The sequence below is a fragment of the Noviherbaspirillum cavernae genome (assembly GCF_003590875.1).
In the GTDB taxonomy this organism is placed as follows: Bacteria; Pseudomonadota; Gammaproteobacteria; order Burkholderiales; family Burkholderiaceae_D; genus Noviherbaspirillum; species Noviherbaspirillum cavernae.
In genome coordinates, this window is record NZ_QYUN01000002.1 from 2,123,011 (window position 1) to 2,138,744 (window position 15,734).

Annotated in this window: 17 protein-coding genes, 4 tRNA genes and 1 pseudogene; 13 read left to right on the plus strand and 9 right to left on the minus strand. The window is 56.4% G+C overall.

Going from position 1 to position 15,734, the window contains the following annotated elements:
* Position 1: 1 nt before the first annotated feature.
* Entirely contained in the window at positions 2 to 202 is a 201-nt protein-coding gene (locus D3870_RS09850; RefSeq protein WP_147375766.1) for a hypothetical protein, read from the plus strand.
* Positions 199 to 474 carry a hypothetical protein gene (locus tag D3870_RS09855; protein WP_119738705.1) on the plus strand — a complete coding sequence of 92 codons (276 nt, stop codon included), beginning with the start codon at positions 199 to 201 and terminating at the stop codon, positions 472 to 474. Before D3870_RS09850 ends, D3870_RS09855 begins: the two co-directional genes overlap by 4 nt.
* A 238-nt stretch (positions 475 to 712) precedes the next feature.
* Here D3870_RS09855 and phaR read toward each other — a convergent pair whose 3' ends face one another.
* The gene (phaR, locus tag D3870_RS09860) at positions 713 to 1,270 is read right to left on the minus strand and encodes a polyhydroxyalkanoate synthesis repressor PhaR (protein WP_119738707.1); all 558 of its coding nucleotides are present in this window, start codon (positions 1,268 to 1,270) and stop codon (positions 713 to 715) included.
* 189 nt (positions 1,271 to 1,459) lie between these two features.
* The gene (gene phaC / locus D3870_RS09865; RefSeq protein WP_242489924.1) at positions 1,460 to 3,175 is read right to left on the minus strand and encodes a class I poly(R)-hydroxyalkanoic acid synthase; all 1,716 of its coding nucleotides are present in this window, start codon (positions 3,173 to 3,175) and stop codon (positions 1,460 to 1,462) included.
* Positions 3,176 to 3,229: 54 nt separating this feature from the next.
* Here phaC and D3870_RS09870 point away from each other — a divergent pair, with 54 nt between their 5' ends.
* The gene (locus D3870_RS09870) at positions 3,230 to 3,466 is read left to right on the plus strand and encodes a hypothetical protein (RefSeq protein ID WP_119738711.1); all 237 of its coding nucleotides are present in this window, start codon (positions 3,230 to 3,232) and stop codon (positions 3,464 to 3,466) included.
* A 55-nt stretch (positions 3,467 to 3,521) separates the two neighbouring features.
* Here D3870_RS09870 and pgeF read toward each other — a convergent pair whose 3' ends face one another.
* Both pgeF and D3870_RS09880 read right to left on the minus strand, forming a co-directional pair.
* Complete coding sequence (gene pgeF / locus D3870_RS09875) at positions 3,522 to 4,274, minus strand: peptidoglycan editing factor PgeF (RefSeq protein ID WP_119738713.1); 753 nt, start codon at positions 4,272 to 4,274, stop codon at positions 3,522 to 3,524.
* 20 nt (positions 4,275 to 4,294) lie between these two features.
* Positions 4,295 to 5,296, minus strand: coding sequence for an RluA family pseudouridine synthase (locus D3870_RS09880; protein WP_242489925.1), 1,002 nt, complete (start codon positions 5,294 to 5,296; stop codon positions 4,295 to 4,297).
* Positions 5,297 to 5,376: 80 nt separating this feature from the next.
* Between D3870_RS09880 and D3870_RS09885 the strand changes: the two genes are divergently transcribed.
* Positions 5,377 to 6,174 (plus strand): outer membrane protein assembly factor BamD, encoded by a 798-nt coding sequence (locus D3870_RS09885; protein ID WP_242490058.1) that lies wholly within the window; start codon positions 5,377 to 5,379, stop codon positions 6,172 to 6,174.
* A gap of 82 nt (positions 6,175 to 6,256) precedes the next feature.
* Here D3870_RS09885 and yaaA read toward each other — a convergent pair whose 3' ends face one another.
* Positions 6,257 to 7,033: a peroxide stress protein YaaA gene (gene yaaA, locus D3870_RS09890; RefSeq protein WP_119738719.1), complete on the minus strand. Its 777-nt coding sequence runs from the start codon at positions 7,031 to 7,033 to the stop codon at positions 6,257 to 6,259.
* Between yaaA and D3870_RS09895 the strand changes: the two genes are divergently transcribed.
* The 6 genes from D3870_RS09895 (at position 7,032) to D3870_RS09920 (ending at position 9,413) form a co-directional block, all read left to right on the plus strand.
* Entirely contained in the window at positions 7,032 to 7,505 is a 474-nt protein-coding gene (locus D3870_RS09895; protein WP_242489926.1) for a putative toxin-antitoxin system toxin component, PIN family, read from the plus strand. The two genes, yaaA and D3870_RS09895, sit on opposite strands and share 2 nt — an antisense overlap.
* Positions 7,506 to 7,553: 48 nt before the next feature.
* Positions 7,554 to 8,741: a pyridoxal phosphate-dependent aminotransferase gene (locus D3870_RS09900; protein WP_119738721.1), complete on the plus strand. Its 1,188-nt coding sequence runs from the start codon at positions 7,554 to 7,556 to the stop codon at positions 8,739 to 8,741.
* A gap of 77 nt (positions 8,742 to 8,818) precedes the next feature.
* Positions 8,819 to 8,894, plus strand: a tRNA-Gly gene (locus D3870_RS09905).
* A 90-nt stretch (positions 8,895 to 8,984) separates the two neighbouring features.
* Positions 8,985 to 9,060: transfer RNA gene (locus D3870_RS09910), tRNA-Gly, on the plus strand.
* A 123-nt stretch (positions 9,061 to 9,183) separates the two neighbouring features.
* A tRNA-Cys gene (locus D3870_RS09915) sits at positions 9,184 to 9,257 on the plus strand.
* A gap of 63 nt (positions 9,258 to 9,320) precedes the next feature.
* Positions 9,321 to 9,413, plus strand: a tRNA-Leu gene (locus D3870_RS09920).
* Positions 9,414 to 9,643: 230 nt separating this feature from the next.
* Here D3870_RS09920 and D3870_RS09925 read toward each other — a convergent pair.
* Positions 9,644 to 10,891: a putative Na+/H+ antiporter gene (locus D3870_RS09925; protein WP_119738722.1), complete on the minus strand. Its 1,248-nt coding sequence runs from the start codon at positions 10,889 to 10,891 to the stop codon at positions 9,644 to 9,646.
* A 455-nt stretch (positions 10,892 to 11,346) separates the two neighbouring features.
* Positions 11,347 to 12,291 carry a pca operon transcription factor PcaQ gene (gene pcaQ, locus D3870_RS09930; protein ID WP_119738724.1) on the minus strand — a complete coding sequence of 315 codons (945 nt, stop codon included), beginning with the start codon at positions 12,289 to 12,291 and terminating at the stop codon, positions 11,347 to 11,349.
* 110 nt (positions 12,292 to 12,401) lie between these two features.
* Between pcaQ and pcaH the strand changes: the two genes are divergently transcribed.
* A complete protein-coding gene (gene pcaH, locus D3870_RS09935; protein WP_119738726.1) occupies positions 12,402 to 13,142 on the plus strand; it encodes a protocatechuate 3,4-dioxygenase subunit beta in 741 nt (246 codons plus the stop codon).
* Positions 13,142 to 13,777, plus strand: a complete 636-nt coding sequence (gene pcaG, locus D3870_RS09940) for a protocatechuate 3,4-dioxygenase subunit alpha (RefSeq protein WP_119738727.1) — start codon at positions 13,142 to 13,144, stop codon at positions 13,775 to 13,777. The genes pcaH and pcaG overlap by 1 nt, the downstream gene beginning before the upstream one ends.
* Before the next feature lie 548 nt (positions 13,778 to 14,325).
* On the opposite strand, the pseudogene D3870_RS09945 reads toward pcaG, so the two are convergent.
* Both D3870_RS09945 and D3870_RS09950 read right to left on the minus strand, forming a co-directional pair.
* Positions 14,326 to 14,853 (minus strand): annotated as a pseudogene (locus tag D3870_RS09945) (IS630 family transposase); the annotation flags it as partial.
* A gap of 38 nt (positions 14,854 to 14,891) precedes the next feature.
* Positions 14,892 to 15,278, minus strand: a complete 387-nt coding sequence (locus D3870_RS09950) for a winged helix-turn-helix domain-containing protein (RefSeq protein WP_119736216.1) — start codon at positions 15,276 to 15,278, stop codon at positions 14,892 to 14,894.
* On the opposite strand from D3870_RS09950, the gene D3870_RS09955 reads away from it, so the two are divergent.
* Positions 15,277 to 15,693: a helix-turn-helix domain-containing protein gene (locus D3870_RS09955; protein WP_199710604.1), complete on the plus strand. Its 417-nt coding sequence runs from the start codon at positions 15,277 to 15,279 to the stop codon at positions 15,691 to 15,693. The two genes, D3870_RS09950 and D3870_RS09955, sit on opposite strands and share 2 nt — an antisense overlap.
* The last annotated feature ends 41 nt before the right edge of the window (positions 15,694 to 15,734 follow it).

The following is a 15,734-nucleotide window of genomic DNA, read 5'->3' on the forward strand; positions in this document are numbered from 1 at the left end:
CTTGATCAAGGAGTTCAACTTCCTGACGTCACGCACGCAGCTCGTGCAAGCTGCTGACACCCTGCGACGTCAGAACCCCGCTCGCTCCGAGGCATGGATACAGCTCAACGCCAGGCGCATCGCTTTGGATCAGGACATCACCAAAGAGCTGCGCGCGCCGGAACGCACGGCAGCCGCCAAGATGGAGGAAAAGCAAAGATGATAGGCTCGTCTCCGACAAACACTCTCGAACATGCCATCGTCAGCGGGGTGAGCCATGAGGGCCTGACAATCAAGCTCAAGGATGGACGCTCTGCACGCCTCGCCATTATTGACGACCGTGACAACATCATCGAAGTCGGCGAAGCGGTCGCGAAGGAGGCATGGAATGTCACACTTGCCGTTTATAAAAATTTCCTCATCGGCCAAGGACATCTCCGAGTGTTCAGCAGCCCACCGGGCTTGCCGATACCGCATGCGAAGATAGCCAAATAGCCCGCTGCAGCAAACAAAAAAGCCCAAGAAGACACGTGCTTCTTGGGCTTTTTTGCATCCGTCGGCTCGGTTTATTTTAAGACTCCTTCAGGCAACCAAGGGAAACGAAGCCGACTTTGGGTGCAATTTGAGAGTCTTGAGACATAAAAAAAGGGTACAAAGCGAATCCGCTATTGTACCCTCTTCATTCGTCGCCTCCTGTTCAAGCGGGCGAACCTGGCAACCGTGTATCGTCGCCTTATTTCTTGTTTATATCGTTCGTATTGAACGGGAATGTTCCAAACATGTTTTTAGTCTGGCTTTGCATCTGATCCTGCATTTGCATGAACAGATTCTTGCTCTGTTCGATGTAGTTGCTCATCATGCCTTGCATCATCGGGCCCTGCACATTCATGAATTGCGTCCACATCTCGGGGCTGAAGGGTTTGCCTTCGTAGAAACCTTTTGAATTCTCGGCCAGCTTGTTCTGGATGTCGATAAAGGCCTGGATATTCTTCTCAAGGTAGGAACCCATCATGCCCTGCATCGCATGACCGTAGTAGCGGATGATCTGCGACAAAGCGCCGCTCGAGAACATCGGCGTACCGTTCGACTCTTCTTCAAGAATGATCTGCAACAGGATGCTGCGCGTCAGATCCTCTTCGCTCTTGGCGTCAACAACGGTGAACTCTTCATTGTCGAGTACCAACTGTTTGACGTCGGAGAGCGTAATGTAGGAACTTGTCTGCGTATCGTAGAGACGGCGATTCGGATACTTCTTGATCAAGCGCTCGGAAATCTTTTTTGCACTATTCATCGAAAATCCCTGTTTATTGCGTCGCAACGCGTTCTACCTGTTTAGAAAAAAAGCGAACATCCGTTCGCCTCCCTGCATTTATTATAGTGCGAAAAATCAAAGATTTAGCACTATTCGCGCGTCCGTTCGCGTTATTGCAAGGCAGCATTGATGAGCGCTCCAATCGCCGCACACAGCGTCTTCCACAAATCATTCAGCCCTGACTTTGACATATCGCCCCGGTGCCGGCTCGATTGCCTCGTATCGTTTGTTTCCGAAAGTGCGAGGCGCCTTGATCTGCCTGCCGCCATTTTCTGCCAGAAATGCTGCCCACTCCGGCCACCAGCTGCCGGGATTCTCGGTCGCGCCCTGCATCCATTCTTCGGCACTGGAAGCGGACTCGTCGTTCACCCAGTAGCTGCGCTTCTTCTTCGTCGCCGGATTGATGACTCCCGCGATATGACCCGACGCGCCGAGAACGAACTTGTTGCGATTGCGTTTTTTGGGATTGAGCAGAGTTGTCGATTCGAAGGCAGCCCTCCATGGAACGATATGATCCTCGCGCGATCCATAAATGAACGCTGGCGCATTGATCTTCGACAGATCGATTTTTTGTCCAAGCACAGTCAGCTTGTTTCGTTTCACCAGGTGGTTTTCCAGATACAGATTGCGCAGATACCAGCAGAACATCGGACCAGGCAGATTGGTGGCATCCGCATTCCAGTACAACAGATCAAACGGCGGCGGGTCCTCGCCTTTCAGGTAATTCGACTTGACGTAATTCCAGACCAGATCATTGGGTCGCAAGCTGGAAAACGCCGCCGTGAAGTCCCGCCCCGGCATCAGGCCGCCCTTGCCGATGCTTTGCTCGCGCAGTGCGATCTGCGCTTCATCGATGAAGACCTCAATCACGCCGGCGTCGGAAAAATCCAGAAAAGTGGTCAGCAAGGTCAGGCTGGAGAGCGGTGTCTCGTCTCGCCCATAGAGCACCGCCAGCGCGGCAGCGAGCAGCGTGCCGCCGACACAAAAGCCGAGTGCATTGATCTGCTCCTGCCCGGAGATGTCCTGCACGACATCGATCGCCTTCATCACGCCATGCTCGATATAGTCGTCCCAGGTGGCATGCGCCATGGACTCATCCGGGTTGCGCCACGAAACGAGGAACACGGTATTGCCCTGCTCCACCGCGTAACGCACCAGCGAATTCTCCGGTTGCAAGTCCAGAATGTAGTATTTGTTGATGCATGGCGGCACCACGAGCAAGGGTATCTCGAAGACCGTTTTCGTCAGCGGCTTGTATTGCAATAACTGGAAGAACTCGTTTTCGAACACCACCGCGCCTTCGGTGGCGGCCACATTTCTGCCGACCTCGAACGCTTTTTCATCGCTCTGGGAAATATGGCCCTTCTGCATGTCCGCCAGCATGTTGGCGATACCCTTGGCGAGGCTTTCCCCTTTGGTTTCGACAATCTTTTGCTGCGCTTCCGGATTGGTGACCAGGAAATTGGCCGGCGACATGGCATCGACAAGCTGCTGGACCGCGAAGCGGATTTTTTGTTTTGCTTTCGGCGCAGCTTGCGTTGCATCGGCCATCGCCATCAGGAAACGCGCGTTGAGCAAATATGATGCTGCGCTGAAGGAGTGCAGGATATGCGCTTGCCATTCCGGCGCGGCGAAACGACGATCAGCCACAGCAGGCGCCTTCGACATCCAGACGTTTTGCCAAAGCTCTCCGAGTTGCTGCATGTAATCGTTCTGCAGCTGTGCGAGTGCTGCCGGATCGATGCTTGCGCCAAGCTCATTGATCGTCGCGACGACCGGTGCCGCATCGACCGGCTGCTGCTTGAGCCAAGCCTGCCAAACTGTGGCATCGGCTAACTGCAGCATCCATGGCGGCGGCGAGGCTTGGGGAGTGAACATGTTCATCCTGAGAACTCCTTTTTGGCGTATCGTTACGGTTCGTCTTGCGGATCCAATCCTATGTACATCGTCGCCATCGCATGGATATATGTCGTACTCATGATGTCCATCACCGAGCATTCCGCCGTTGCCGGCATTGTGACCTTCCTGCTCTATGGCGTATTGCCGTTGACAATCATTCTATACTTGATGGATACACCGCGGCGCAAACGCAACCGCGCAGCACGCGAGAAATCGCAAGAGAAACAAGCGGCGCCATCGGATGCCACCGATACGCCGTCCGATACGAATACGTGAAGGCCTTTGACGACACCATCCGGCGCACGGCATGTTCGCCGGATGGATGCGTGAACTACTTGAGCCAGATCAATGAGGCCATTCGTCCGGTGACCCGGTCACGCCGATAGGAATAGAAACGATCCTTGTCGTTGACCGTACAAAAACCACCGCCGTCTACCTTGCTCACCCCAACCTTGCCCAACACCATGCGAGCGAGTCTGTAGATATCCGCAAGATATTTTCCGGGCCGGGAGGGGATTGCGACAAAAGCGGAGCGCATGGCCATATCGCGCTGCGTGAATGCGGTCACCACATCCTCGCCCACTTCGAATGTCTGCGGCCCGATGGCCGGGCCGAGCCATGCAACGATATCATCGGCGCCGGCGTTGCGCATGCGGGCCACCGTGTTTTCAAGCACGCCGCCAACCAAGCCTCGCCAACCGGCATGCGCTGCGCCGACTACCCGGCCCGAGCTGTCACAAAGGAGGACCGGCAGGCAATCTGCAGTTTGAATCACGCACACCACACCGGGTTCCGTAGCGATGCTGGCATCAGCATCCGGCGAGCCGGCCGCCGTCGCGGCATCCACCACGGTAATACCATGTACTTGATTCAGCCATGCCGGCTCCGCCGGCAGCAATGTGCGCAGCAAGGCGCGGTTCAGCCGTACATCATCGGGATTGTCGCCGACGTGCGTTCCGAGGTTCATCCCGCCACTACCGGCGACGTCGTCATAAGGCGCATGACTGACGCCGCCGCGTCGAAGCGTCGAGAACGCAGCCACGTTGGCTGGGACATCAACCCAATCCGGAACAATCACATCCATGGCATCGCAGCTTGAAAAGGTTAATCCACATTGTCGGCGTCAATGCCGGCACTGACCAGCAGCGCCGACAAGTCGTCCGGCAGCGGCGCGCTCCATGCACATTCGTCGCCCGATGCTGGATGAATCAATCCCAGCCGGTACGCATGCAATGCCTGACGTCCGAACGTCGAAGCCAGATGCGGCTTGCCATACAGGGGATCACCCACCAGCGGAAAGCCCATTGACTGCATATGCACCCGGATCTGATGCGTGCGGCCCGTCTCAAGCTGGCAACGCACCAGACTGACGGCACGTCCATCGATCGATCCTGTCGCAAGGCGTTGATAGTGCGTGATTGCCGGTTTGGCACTGGGGCTTGTTGATACCGCCATCTTGATGCGGTCGCGCGGATGCCGTCCGATCGCCGCCTCGATCCTGCCCGTCACTTGCGGCAAGCCCCAGACAAGCGCCAGGTATTCGCGCTTGACGCTGCGCGCCTGCAGTTGGCGCACGAGGTCGGTCTGCGCCTCCAGCGTCCTGGCAACAACCATCAAGCCGCTGGTTTCCTTGTCGAGCCGGTGCACAATGCCTGCGCGCGGCACGCCGCCATTCGCTGGAAAACGATGCAGCAAGCCGTTGAGCAAGGTGCCGGACCAATTGCCTGCAGCCGGATGCACCACCAGGCCGGCAGGCTTGTTGATGACAATCAGCGCGGAATCTTCATGCACAATGGACAAGTCCATCGGCTCGGGCTTGTAGGCCTGTTCGTCGGGTGCGGACTGCGGCTGGATGATCAGGGTTTCGTCACCCAGCACCAGCGTCTTGGCGCGTGCCGTATCACCATCCATGGTGACATGACCGGCATCGATCCATTGCTGGATGCGGCTGCGCGAATACTGCGGGATGAGCTGCGAAAGTGCCTTGTCGAGGCGTACACCGCACATCTCCGAAGTCAGTTTCAGTACAATGGGAGCCGCTTCCAGCGAGACGGAGACGTCTTCATCCCCATCCTCAAGCTCGGTTTCAGGTAAGGTTTTGGTCAAAATCGGCGTTTCGGTTGATATCGCTGCAAGTTCCCATCGGCTATAATCGTTCTCTTGTCCAGATGCAATCTTGCAACGTCATGCAAAATAAATCGTTGAAATTCGCTGCCCTTGTTTTCGCATTGTCCCTGTCGGGATGCGGTTTGCTTCCCGATAAGGTTGATGAGACAGCAGGATGGTCAGCCTCCAAATTATACTCGGAGGCCCGCGACGAATTATCGAGCGGTAACTATGAAAAAGCAGTCCAGCACTTCGAAAAGCTGGAATCGCGCTATCCGTTCGGCACATATGCACAACAGGCGCAGATGGAAGTCGCCTATGCATACTATCGTCAAGGCGATCAGCCCCAAGCATTGGCCGCTGTCGAGCGTTTCATCAAGCTGCATCCGAATCACCCGAATGTGGATTACATGTACTACCTGCGCGGCCTCATCAACTTCAATGATCAGGCCGGTTTTCTCAGCTTTATCACCAAGCAGGATCCGAGCGAGCGGGACTCCAAGGCTGCGCGCGAAGCCTTCGATTCGTTCAAACAACTTGCCGAGCGTTTCCCGGACAGCATCTACACCAAGGATGCGATTGCGCGCATGAAGTATCTGGTCAATGCGCTGGCCAAATATGAGGTGCACGTCGCCAATTACTACTACCGGCGCGGAGCATATGTGGCTGCCGCCAATCGTGCGCAACAAGCGGTTACCGATTACCGTGAAGCACCTGCAGTCGAAGAGGCATTGTTCGTCATGATGCGTTCATACGACGCCCTTGGAATGAAGGACTTGCGCGACGACGCAGAGCGTGTGCTGAGACAGAATTTTCCGCAAAGCGTGTTCTTCAGCGGCGGCCGCGCCAGTGATAAGCCATGGTGGAAGATCTGGTGATTGCTGAGCTGCGCAAATGAACTGAAATGAAAAAGCCTCGCATTGCGAGGCTTTTTCATTATTTGCACCGGCCAAAGTTGTATCAACTTGCCAATCGCCGGCGGAATAACCAGCGTGTTTCTGTCGAACCTTGTGGTTCGAACGCATATCCGTCAATGCCGAACGCTTTCAGCTTCTCCGGCTTCGTGATGCCCTTCACCGCCGCATAACGCGCCATCAAGCCGCGCGCACGTTTTGCGTAAAACGAAATAATCTTGTATTTGCCATCCTTCCAGTCTTCGAATACCGGCGTGATGACCGGCGCATTCAACAACTTCGGTTTGACGACCTTGAAATACTCTTCTGATGCGAGATTGACCAAGGCAGTCAATTCGCGTTCCGCCATAGCATCGTTCAATGTCCTTGTGACAATTTCACCCCAAAAGGCGTACAAATCCTTGCCTCGCGGATTCGCAAGCCGTGTGCCCATTTCCAGGCGATACGGCTGCATCAGATCGAGAGGCCGCAAGACACCGTACAAGCCGGATAAAATGCGCAGATGCGACTGGGCATAGTCCAGTTGATTCTTGCTCAACGATGGTGCATCAAGTCCCTCATAGACGTCGCCATTGAAGGCCAGTACCGCCTGCTTGGCATTTTCGGTCGTGAATTGAGGCGACCAGGATGCATAACGACCAACGTTCAGTGCCGCCAATGCATCCGACACTCCCATCAGGCCGGACACTTGCACAGGCGACAGCCGTCTGAGCGTATCGATCAGCTCGGCCGAGTGCTTGATGAAATCAGGCTGGGTATGGGTATCGGTAATGGGAGGCGTGTCGTAGTCGAGCGACTTGGCAGGCGATAAAACAATCAACATGAATGAATTCACCGAGAAAAGAATTTCCGCAATGATACCCAAGCGCGTCGTATTGGACACCAATGTCTGTCTGGATTTATTCGTCTTTCGAGACCCTCGCTGGAATGCGCTGCTGGCGACGCTCAGGGCGCGCAAGATAGAGGCTGTCACACGAAGCGATTGCCGCATGGAATGGCTCGCCGTTCTCGAGTATCCGCATTTGCCGCTGGACGTCGATTCGCGCCCGCGCGTGATGCTGGAATTCGATGATCTGATCACCTGCATCGATGCGCCGGATATGCGTCCGCGCATGGATGTCCGACTTCCCCTCTGCAGTGACCCGGATGATCAAAAATTTCTTGAACTGGCACGCGATTCGGCCGCGCACGTCCTGATCACAAAAGACAAGGCATTGCTCAAGCTTGCAAGGAAGACCGCCCGTGCCGGTCTGTTCGATATCATCCGTCCCGAGGCGTGGCAACCGGACCCGTAGCAAGACGCTACAATGCAATTTTGCATTCCCTTCCTCGATCGATCCAGCATGAACAAGCCCCTCACTATTGCTTCCGACGCGCACTTGGCCACGCTCGAATCAAAGCTGCCGCATGTCGGCACCACGATTTTCACCGTCATGTCAGCGCTCGCCGTGGAAAAGGGGGCAGTCAATCTTGGCCAGGGATTCCCGGATTTCGACTGCGATCCCAAACTGATCGACGCGGTAACGGCAGCCATGAAGAGCGGCTTGAATCAATATCCGCCGATGGCGGGTGTGCCCGCATTGCGCGAGGCGATTGCCGCCAAGCTTGAAAAAATTTACGGTCACAAGTACGACGCCGCGACTGAAATCACCGTCACAGCTGGTGCGACGCAAGCACTCCTGACGGCGATTCTGTGCATTGTGCATGCCGGCGACGAAGTCATCATCATCGAGCCGGTCTACGACAGCTATGTACCGGCGATCGAACTGGCTGGCGGAAAACCTGTGCCGGTACAAATGACGATGGGAGCTGAAGGCTATTCCGTGCCTTGGGACCGGGTGGCCGCGGCAGTCACCCCCAGAACGCGACTGATCATGATCAACTCGCCGCACAATCCCACCGGCTCGGTGCTGCACGAAGCCGACATGCGCGCCCTGGAAGACATCGTGCGCGGCACCAACATCCTGATCGTGTCCGATGAGGTCTACGAGCACATGGTGTATGACGGTGCACGCCATGAGTCGGTGTGTCGCTATCCGGAGCTCGCGGGACGCTCGTTTGTCGTGTCCAGCTTCGGCAAAACATACCATGTCACCGGCTGGAAAATCGGTTACGTGGCCGCGCCTGCGCCGCTCGCGGCCGAATTCCGCAAAGTCCACCAGTTCAACGTCTTCACCGTCAACACGCCGGTACAACATGGCATCGCGACATACATGGCAGATCCAGTCCCCTACCTTGATCTGCCGCTGTTCTACCAGCGCAAACGCGACCTGTTCCGTGATGGATTGAAGAATACGCGTTTCCGCCTGCTTCCTTCGGACGGAACCTACTTCCAATGCGTCGACTACTCCGCGATTTCCGACATGCCGGAAACGGAGTTCGCAAAATGGCTGACAACGGAAATCGGCGTCGCTGCAATACCGGTGTCAGCGTTTTATAACGAGCCCAAGGAATCCGGCATTGTCCGTTTCTGCTATGCGAAGAAGGATGACACCTTGCGTCTTGCGCTGGAAAGATTGACGAAGGTCTAAGGGCGTGAAGCAATGAATACGATGCCCACTGCTTGACAAGAAATATCATTGCTCTATAATGCGTTCCTGTCGTTGATGCGGGAGTAGCTCAGTTGGTAGAGCGCAACCTTGCCAAGGTTGAGGTCGAGAGTTCGAGACTCTTCTCCCGCTCCAGATTTGCAAAAGGAAGCTGACCAAGCTTCCTTTTTTATTAAGAGACGACTGCTTCAAATGACCAGTGGCGCACTGGAGTAGTAAATACATGCGGGAGTAGCTCAGTTGGTAGAGCGCAACCTTGCCAAGGTTGAGGTCGAGAGTTCGAGACTCTTCTCCCGCTCCAGGTTCACGAAGGGAAGCTTACCCAGCTTCCTTTTTTATTGTTGAACGATTGTTTGAAAAGGTATTCGGCAGATCGGCAAGCCAGCAGCATGCTTTCGATTTTGTCGGTACAATACCGACCCATGGCGGGGTAGCAAAGTGGTTATGCAGCGGCCTGCAAAGCCGTAGACGCCGGTTCGATCCCGACCCCCGCCTCCAGATCCCGAAAAAAGCGCCGTGTGCGCTTTTTTCGCTTGTGCAGTGTTATCAAACCTGCTTCAGGCCCGAGTGGTGAAATTGGTAGACACAGCGGACTTAAAATCCGCCGCTTACCCGAGAGGGGGCGTACCGGTTCGATTCCGGTCTCGGGCACCAGTCACTTTCAATCCCGCCTCATGCCATTGCGAAGCCGCATGCTTTTCAGCACTGCGGATTCCTTGTTGTCTCCATATCGCTCGAGTGCAAGAGCTGTGAACAGCAAAGGAAAAGCGGACAGCATGTGGATGGGAGACGAATCGCCGAAGGGTCATCGGACTACAGAACAAATACGGAAAAGCCGATGCAAGCCTGCATATCCGATCCCGTTCATCCCTGACTGCCCTTTCCTACAAAAGAAAAAACACGACAGCCACCACGGTCGGCAGCAATGCCCCGAGCAGCATGCCGCCGATGCCGATCGCCCCATCGTTGAAGCCTTTCCTGAGTAACGCCACCCCGGCTGGATTCGGTGCGTTGGCAATCACGGTGAGCCCTCCTCCCGCCACTGCGCCGGCAACCAGCATGTATTTCGCCTCATCCGTCATGCCTTCGATCAGTGAGCCGAGATACGTCAGGGCGGCATTGTCGGTAATCGCGGTAAGGCCGAGAGCGCCGAAAAACAACGCGGTCGGCTCAAGGCTGGAGACAATGGGCTGCAGCCACCATTGCTGCATGCCGCCCAACACGACGAGACCTGCCAGAAAAAAACCGACCAGCAGCCCCTCTTTCAGAATCAGCGGACTCTGGTATTGCGCATAGGCCGTGGTGAATCCAAGGAAGAACAGGAACACGCCGATGAAGATCACCGGGTGATGCGCGAAGACGACCACGACAAGCAAAAACAGGAAATGTATCGCGCTGACCAGCAGCGGGACTTTCAATTCGCCACGCACGTCATGCTCCTTCTCATCATTGAGGTGCGGGCGCAGCAGGAACGTGATCACCGTAGCATTGATCAGCACGGCGATGCTTGCTCTCCAGCCGAAATTGGCCACCATGAAAGCACTGTCCCAGTTCCATGCCGCAGCGACCATCAATACCGGCGGCGCGGCAAATGAGGTCAATGTGCCGCCGATCGATACATTAACAAGCAGCGTGCCCAATGCCCCGTATTTCAACCACTCCGGCGGCCCCTGTCGAAACACCAGCGGCGCCAGCATCAGCGCAACCAGCGTCATGGCGGCGGGTTCCGTGATCAGCGAACCGATGAGTGGCACTAACGCGAAACAAAGCCACGTCCGCGCAACCACGGTCCTTGCCGGCACCAATCTGGCCAATGCAGCAACCATGCTCTTGACTGCCTCCAGCACCGGCCGCGAAGCCGCCACCACCATGACGACAAACACGAATAAAGGTTCGGTGTACTGCCTCGACTCCACATACGCGAGCGCCTCTTTACCGCCCTGCATCAGCGCCATGACGGCAATGAGAACGAACGCCCATAATCCGAACACGACTTCAATCTCACCAAGGAGATGGAACAGGCCCGCATGTTTTTCACTGCGCTCGGCGAGACGCTCGAACGATTTCGCGGCAAACGTGTGAATGAGCGCAAACGCAAAAAGAATTGCGGCAATGATGTCGATGTTGTTCATTTGTTGTTCGAGTTGTGAGACCGCGAATGTTGATTCTTGGCCGACCGCTTCATGTGAAGGCTCGTGCCGATGACACGCGTGTGCAATGGGCATCATAACCGCTTGCAGAAATTCCATTCTTGGAAAAGCGTAAGACGCCTGGCAGTCATTCGATCGGTCAAGGCACGGCACTTGCCGCATCAAAAGCCGAAACAGTGATTGCGCGGAACGACGTGTACTCGCCAAGCTTGCCGACAATTTCAGACATGCGCGAAATCCAGCACAAGCCGGAATCCGGCAGTGTGCAACGTCTGTGATGCGCGTTACGAGAGCGCCGAATCAAGAGCGTGGCTGGAACCTGGGCGGTGCACGAAGCCTGCCAACCGCTCCTTCCCCTCCTTCGCGCGCTTCGTTCGAATACCCGAAGCGGCCATGCCGACCAACACACCTTCTTGAATGAACAGCCGAATGCGCCATCAGCCACTACGCGCCGAACGGCGCGTAGCTGCCGTCTCCCGCAGCATCCTGACGAATTCCCGCGCCAGCGTTGTCAGAGTGCCTTCGCTCCGAAGCAGCAACCCCACGGGCTCTTCCGTTCCTTCTGTCGGCACTGCAAGCTGGACCAATGTGCGATCGGCGAGATCTTCCCGTGCCGCACCGGCCGGCGTGAACCACACGGCATCCGAATGTCTGGTGATCTGCCGTGCGACCGATACGGACAGGGTTTCGGTGGAATTGGCCGGGATCGCGAGGCCGCGCGACTGCAGATAGCTTTCCGCGTTATGTCTCGGAATCGTGCCCTTGGGAGAAATGACGAAGGAGTGCGCCACAATGTCGCTCAGTGAAACCGAAGGCCGCGCAGCGAGCGGATGTCCATTCCTGACCGCAAACACCAGCGGTTCGACATAGAGCAGTTCAAAAGACAGACCGGCCATCATCTGCGGGTCTGCCATCCGTCCCAGTACAAAATCCACTTCGCCCGCCGTCAGCATTTGCAGCAGGGGTGCATTCGCAGCCGTTTGTATCAGCACTTTCGCCTGCGGATGGCGTTGCCGGAATAGCGGCAGGACGGCCGGGATCAAATCGGGGGCGACGGTAGGCAGCGCGCCGATATAGATGGATTCATGTGCCGGCTTTTGCTCCTGACCGACCGCATTCGTCACGGCATCCAGCGCCTCGAGAACAGACACCGCATGGGGCAGAAATGCCTCCCCATCCCGCGTCAAGCGCGCACCGAGACGGTTCCTCTCCAGCAGTTTCACACCGACGATTTCCTCCAGTTCGGAGAGTGTTTTCGAGATGGCGGGCTGGGTCAGATGCAGCTTGTCGGCAGCCTTGCGCAAATTGCGCTCCTGGGCAGCCGCCAGAAAACAATGCAGGTGGCGCAAACGAATCCTGCTTCGGAAGAGATCTTTTTCCATAATTAAAAGTTATTGCAAAACGCATTTTATTTCAATTTACATGAATATTTTTCACATATAAAGTCCGCTCACTGACGATTCAGTACCACGACGCCATCGAGGAGAGCCCCATGTCAAATGCCATCCAACAGTTCGGCGAGTTCCTGCAGCGCGACAAAACTGTCCACCCGCCTGCCTACACGCCCAACTACAAAACCAGTGTGCTGCGTTCACCGAAGAACGCGCTGATTTCCCTGCAAAACTCGCTGTCCGAAATCACCGGTCCGATATTTCGCCCGGACGAACTCGGCCCGCTCGACAATGATCTGATCCTGAACTACGCGAAGGAAGGCTTGCCCATCGGCGAGCGCATCGTCGTGCATGGCTATGTGGTGGACGAATTCGGCCAGCCGGTGCGCAATGCGCTGGTCGAGGTTTGGCAGGCCAATGCCGGCGGCCGTTACCGTCACAAGAAAGACCAGTACATTGTGCCGATCGACCCGAACTTCGGCGGCTGCGGCCGCATGCTGACCGACGACAACGGCTACTACTATTACCGCACCATCAAGCCCGGCCCCTACCCTTGGCGCAACCAGGTCAATGACTGGCGACCGGCGCACATCCATTACGCGATCTCCGGTTCCGGCTGGGCGCAGCGCCTTATCACGCAAATGTATTTCGAAGCCGACCCGATGATTGCGGATTGCCCGATCGTGAAATCGATCAACAATGAAGAAGCCGTGCGCGGCCTGATTGCGACGCTCGACCGCGGCGCCTTCATTCAGCTCGACAGCCTCGCGTACCGCTTCGACATCGTGTTGCGCGGCGCACGCGCCACACTGTTTGAAAACAAGATTCAGGGAGGTAAGTAATGTTCAAAGGACTGAACCAGGTGACCCGCCTGAAGGAAACGGCATCGCAAACCGCCGGCCCATACGTGCACATCGGCCTCGCGCCCAAGCAGGCTGGCTTCGACATTTTTGAAAAGAATTTCACCAACGTCCTCACCACCCCGAACACGAAGGGCGAACGCATCCGCGTCGAAGGGCGCGTGATCGACGGCTCGGGCACACCATTGCGCGACGTGCTGATCGAAATCTGGCAGACCAATTCCGCCGGCCGCTACAACCATCCCGCCGACCGCCAAGACAAGCCGCTGGAGGAAGATTTTCGCGGCTGGGGCCGCGGCTCCTCCGATTTCGAAACGGGCCTGTACACCTTCGAGACAGTCAAGCCAGGACAGGTCGAGGGGCGCAGCGGCCGTGTGATGGCGCCGCACATCAACTTCTGGATCGTCGCTCGCGGCATCAACATCGGACTCAATACGCGCATGTATTTTTCCGACGAAGAGGATGCCAACGCAAAGGATCCGGTGCTGAATCTGATTGAATGGGAAGTGCGCCGCAAGACCCTGATCGCGCAGCGCTCGGAGAAGAATGGCGAGGTGGTGTACCGCTTCGACATCCGCATCCAGGGCGAGGATGAGACCGTGTTCTTCGATATCTGATTTGCCAGGCAGGAACGTGTCGGCTGTGCGATGTTCCGGCATGAAAGAAAAACGGCCCCGCAATGGGGCCGTTTTCATTTGGCGGAGACTGTGAGAAACAGCAACACATCTCTCAACGCACGTATTTATGCGGGTTTGCGGCCAATCCACCCTGAAAATGTATGCGCTTTTGTATGCGGTTCATACATCGTCATCGCGATGATTATTGCACGGTGACGCCCCACCATCAATGAGTCCTGTGGTATCACTGAAGATCATCCAACGCCCCTCCTCACCTCAACACATGACCACTCCCAAGAATCTCCCTTGCCCCTCCTGCCGACAATCCGAAGGCATTCCCTTGGCTTGGGGTGAGCCGGACGAAACGGAATGGAAGGAGTGGTCTGCTGCTGAAGAGCGCGGGGAGTTAATCGTGGCGGGATGCTGCATTGAGCATGGTGAGGATGGGAGACTGCTGACCCACCAATGTAAGTCGTGCGGGAATCGGTGGGTGGTCTGAAGGACCCGAAAATGTTTTAGTCACTACACAACCTGCGACTAGAGCGGTTTCAGCCTGACTTGCCATAGCCAGAATGGCAAATGTATCGTTCACATTCGGCGGCATTGAATTGATCGAGCAGGGCGCCGAAGGCACACCAGAGGGTATCCATCGTGCGAGCTGCAGTTTTTCTGAGGAGCGTTTTGAACTTGGCAAAGACTTGTTCGATGGGGTTGTAGTCGGGGCTGTAAGGCGGCAGATAACGCACTTGTGCACCAGCGGTCTCGATGGCAGCAGCAATGCCGACGACCTTGTGCGAGCCGAGATTGTCCATCACCACGATATCGCCCGGTTGCAGCACAGGGGCCAGTACCTGTTGTACCCAGGTGCGAAAGGCATTGCCATTGATCGGGCCATCGAACACGCAAGGCGCCACCAGGCCGCCGGTACGCAAGGCGCAGACGAAGGTGGTCGTATGCCAGTGGCCGCAAGGCGCTTGCCCGAGACAGCGAGTGCCTTTCACGGAGCGTCCTCGGGCCGGCGTCATGCTGGTGCCGGCCCAGGTCTCATCCAGAAATACCAGGTGGCGCACGTCAAAGCAGCCCTGCTCGGCGGCCCAGTCACAACGCGCCTGCGCTACGTCCGGGCGCTCCTGCTCGGCGGCATGGAGCGTCTTTTTTTAAGGCTCAGCCCAAGCCGGGCCAGCGTCTTCCACATGGTAGTCACGCTCACCTGAACGCCATGCTCGGCATGCAGCCATTGGCACAACTGTTCCAGCGTTTGATCATTGATGGCTTGTACGCGCGCGGCCAGCACGTCTTCCAGTCCGCTCAGTTTCAACGGCACATGGTTGTGCTGGACACCCGCCGTATCATCCCCGAGTCGGTGCCGCCGCGAACGGGCCCTTGCCACGTACGATTTGCTTACCCTGAAGCGGGTCGCCACCTCGGCTATGGAACCGCTCGCGTTTAGCACGCGATCCCGTAAATCTTGCCCGTAGGCTTGTCCTGGATGCCACGCCATGACCGTGTCTCCTGCCGCTGCCAATCCCATTCGATCCTGCACCGATCCCGTAGTTCAACAGCTTTGTGACGCAGGTCAGGACAAAATTGCTCTAAAGGCTCAAACGCTAGGCGAGATGGAAGTGGAGTTAGGGAGCCGATTGAAGACGCTCCGCGTGCATCGCAATCTGGACCAAGCAACGCTTTCAGCGCGCGCGGGCATCAGCGTGCGTGCCTTGCGCAATCTCGAGAGTGGCAGTGGCTCGTCATTGCGTACTCTTATCCAGGTAATTCGGGCTCTTGGGCGCGAACAATGGCTGGGAACCATTGCTCCTGTCCCGACCATCAATCCGCTCGCTGATGCTGACCAGGGCGGCCAAACCACGCCAGCGCGCGAGCAAGCCAAGACTCAAGACGTCGGGCTGAGTCAACTTTGACTCTCTGCTCGCAACATTTCGCAAGACCAGAAAATGATGGA

Excerpts from the sequence above, each read along its gene's own strand:
- D3870_RS09950 (WP_119736216.1), bottom strand. The coding sequence starts at position 15,278 with ATGGCGTGGCATCCAGGACAAGCCTACGGGCAAGATTTACGGGATCGC.
- D3870_RS09900 (WP_119738721.1), top strand. The coding sequence starts at position 7,554 with ATGAACAAGCCCCTCACTATTGCTTCCGACGCGCACTTGGCCACGCTC.
- pgeF (WP_119738713.1), bottom strand. The coding sequence starts at position 4,274 with ATGGATGTGATTGTTCCGGATTGGGTTGATGTCCCAGCCAACGTGGCT.
- D3870_RS09955 (WP_199710604.1), top strand. The coding sequence starts at position 15,277 with ATGACCGTGTCTCCTGCCGCTGCCAATCCCATTCGATCCTGCACCGAT.
- yaaA (WP_119738719.1), bottom strand. The coding sequence starts at position 7,033 with ATGTTGATTGTTTTATCGCCTGCCAAGTCGCTCGACTACGACACGCCT.
- pcaH (WP_119738726.1), top strand. The coding sequence starts at position 12,402 with ATGTCAAATGCCATCCAACAGTTCGGCGAGTTCCTGCAGCGCGACAAA.
- phaC (WP_242489924.1), bottom strand. The coding sequence starts at position 3,175 with ATGAACATGTTCACTCCCCAAGCCTCGCCGCCGCCATGGATGCTGCAG.
- D3870_RS09870 (WP_119738711.1), top strand. The coding sequence starts at position 3,230 with ATGTACATCGTCGCCATCGCATGGATATATGTCGTACTCATGATGTCC.
- D3870_RS09885 (WP_242490058.1), top strand. The coding sequence starts at position 5,377 with ATGCAAAATAAATCGTTGAAATTCGCTGCCCTTGTTTTCGCATTGTCC.
- pcaQ (WP_119738724.1), bottom strand. The coding sequence starts at position 12,291 with ATGGAAAAAGATCTCTTCCGAAGCAGGATTCGTTTGCGCCACCTGCAT.
- phaR (WP_119738707.1), bottom strand. The coding sequence starts at position 1,270 with ATGAATAGTGCAAAAAAGATTTCCGAGCGCTTGATCAAGAAGTATCCG.
- D3870_RS09925 (WP_119738722.1), bottom strand. The coding sequence starts at position 10,891 with ATGAACAACATCGACATCATTGCCGCAATTCTTTTTGCGTTTGCGCTC.
- pcaG (WP_119738727.1), top strand. The coding sequence starts at position 13,142 with ATGTTCAAAGGACTGAACCAGGTGACCCGCCTGAAGGAAACGGCATCG.
- D3870_RS09895 (WP_242489926.1), top strand. The coding sequence starts at position 7,032 with ATGAATGAATTCACCGAGAAAAGAATTTCCGCAATGATACCCAAGCGC.
- D3870_RS09855 (WP_119738705.1), top strand. The coding sequence starts at position 199 with ATGATAGGCTCGTCTCCGACAAACACTCTCGAACATGCCATCGTCAGC.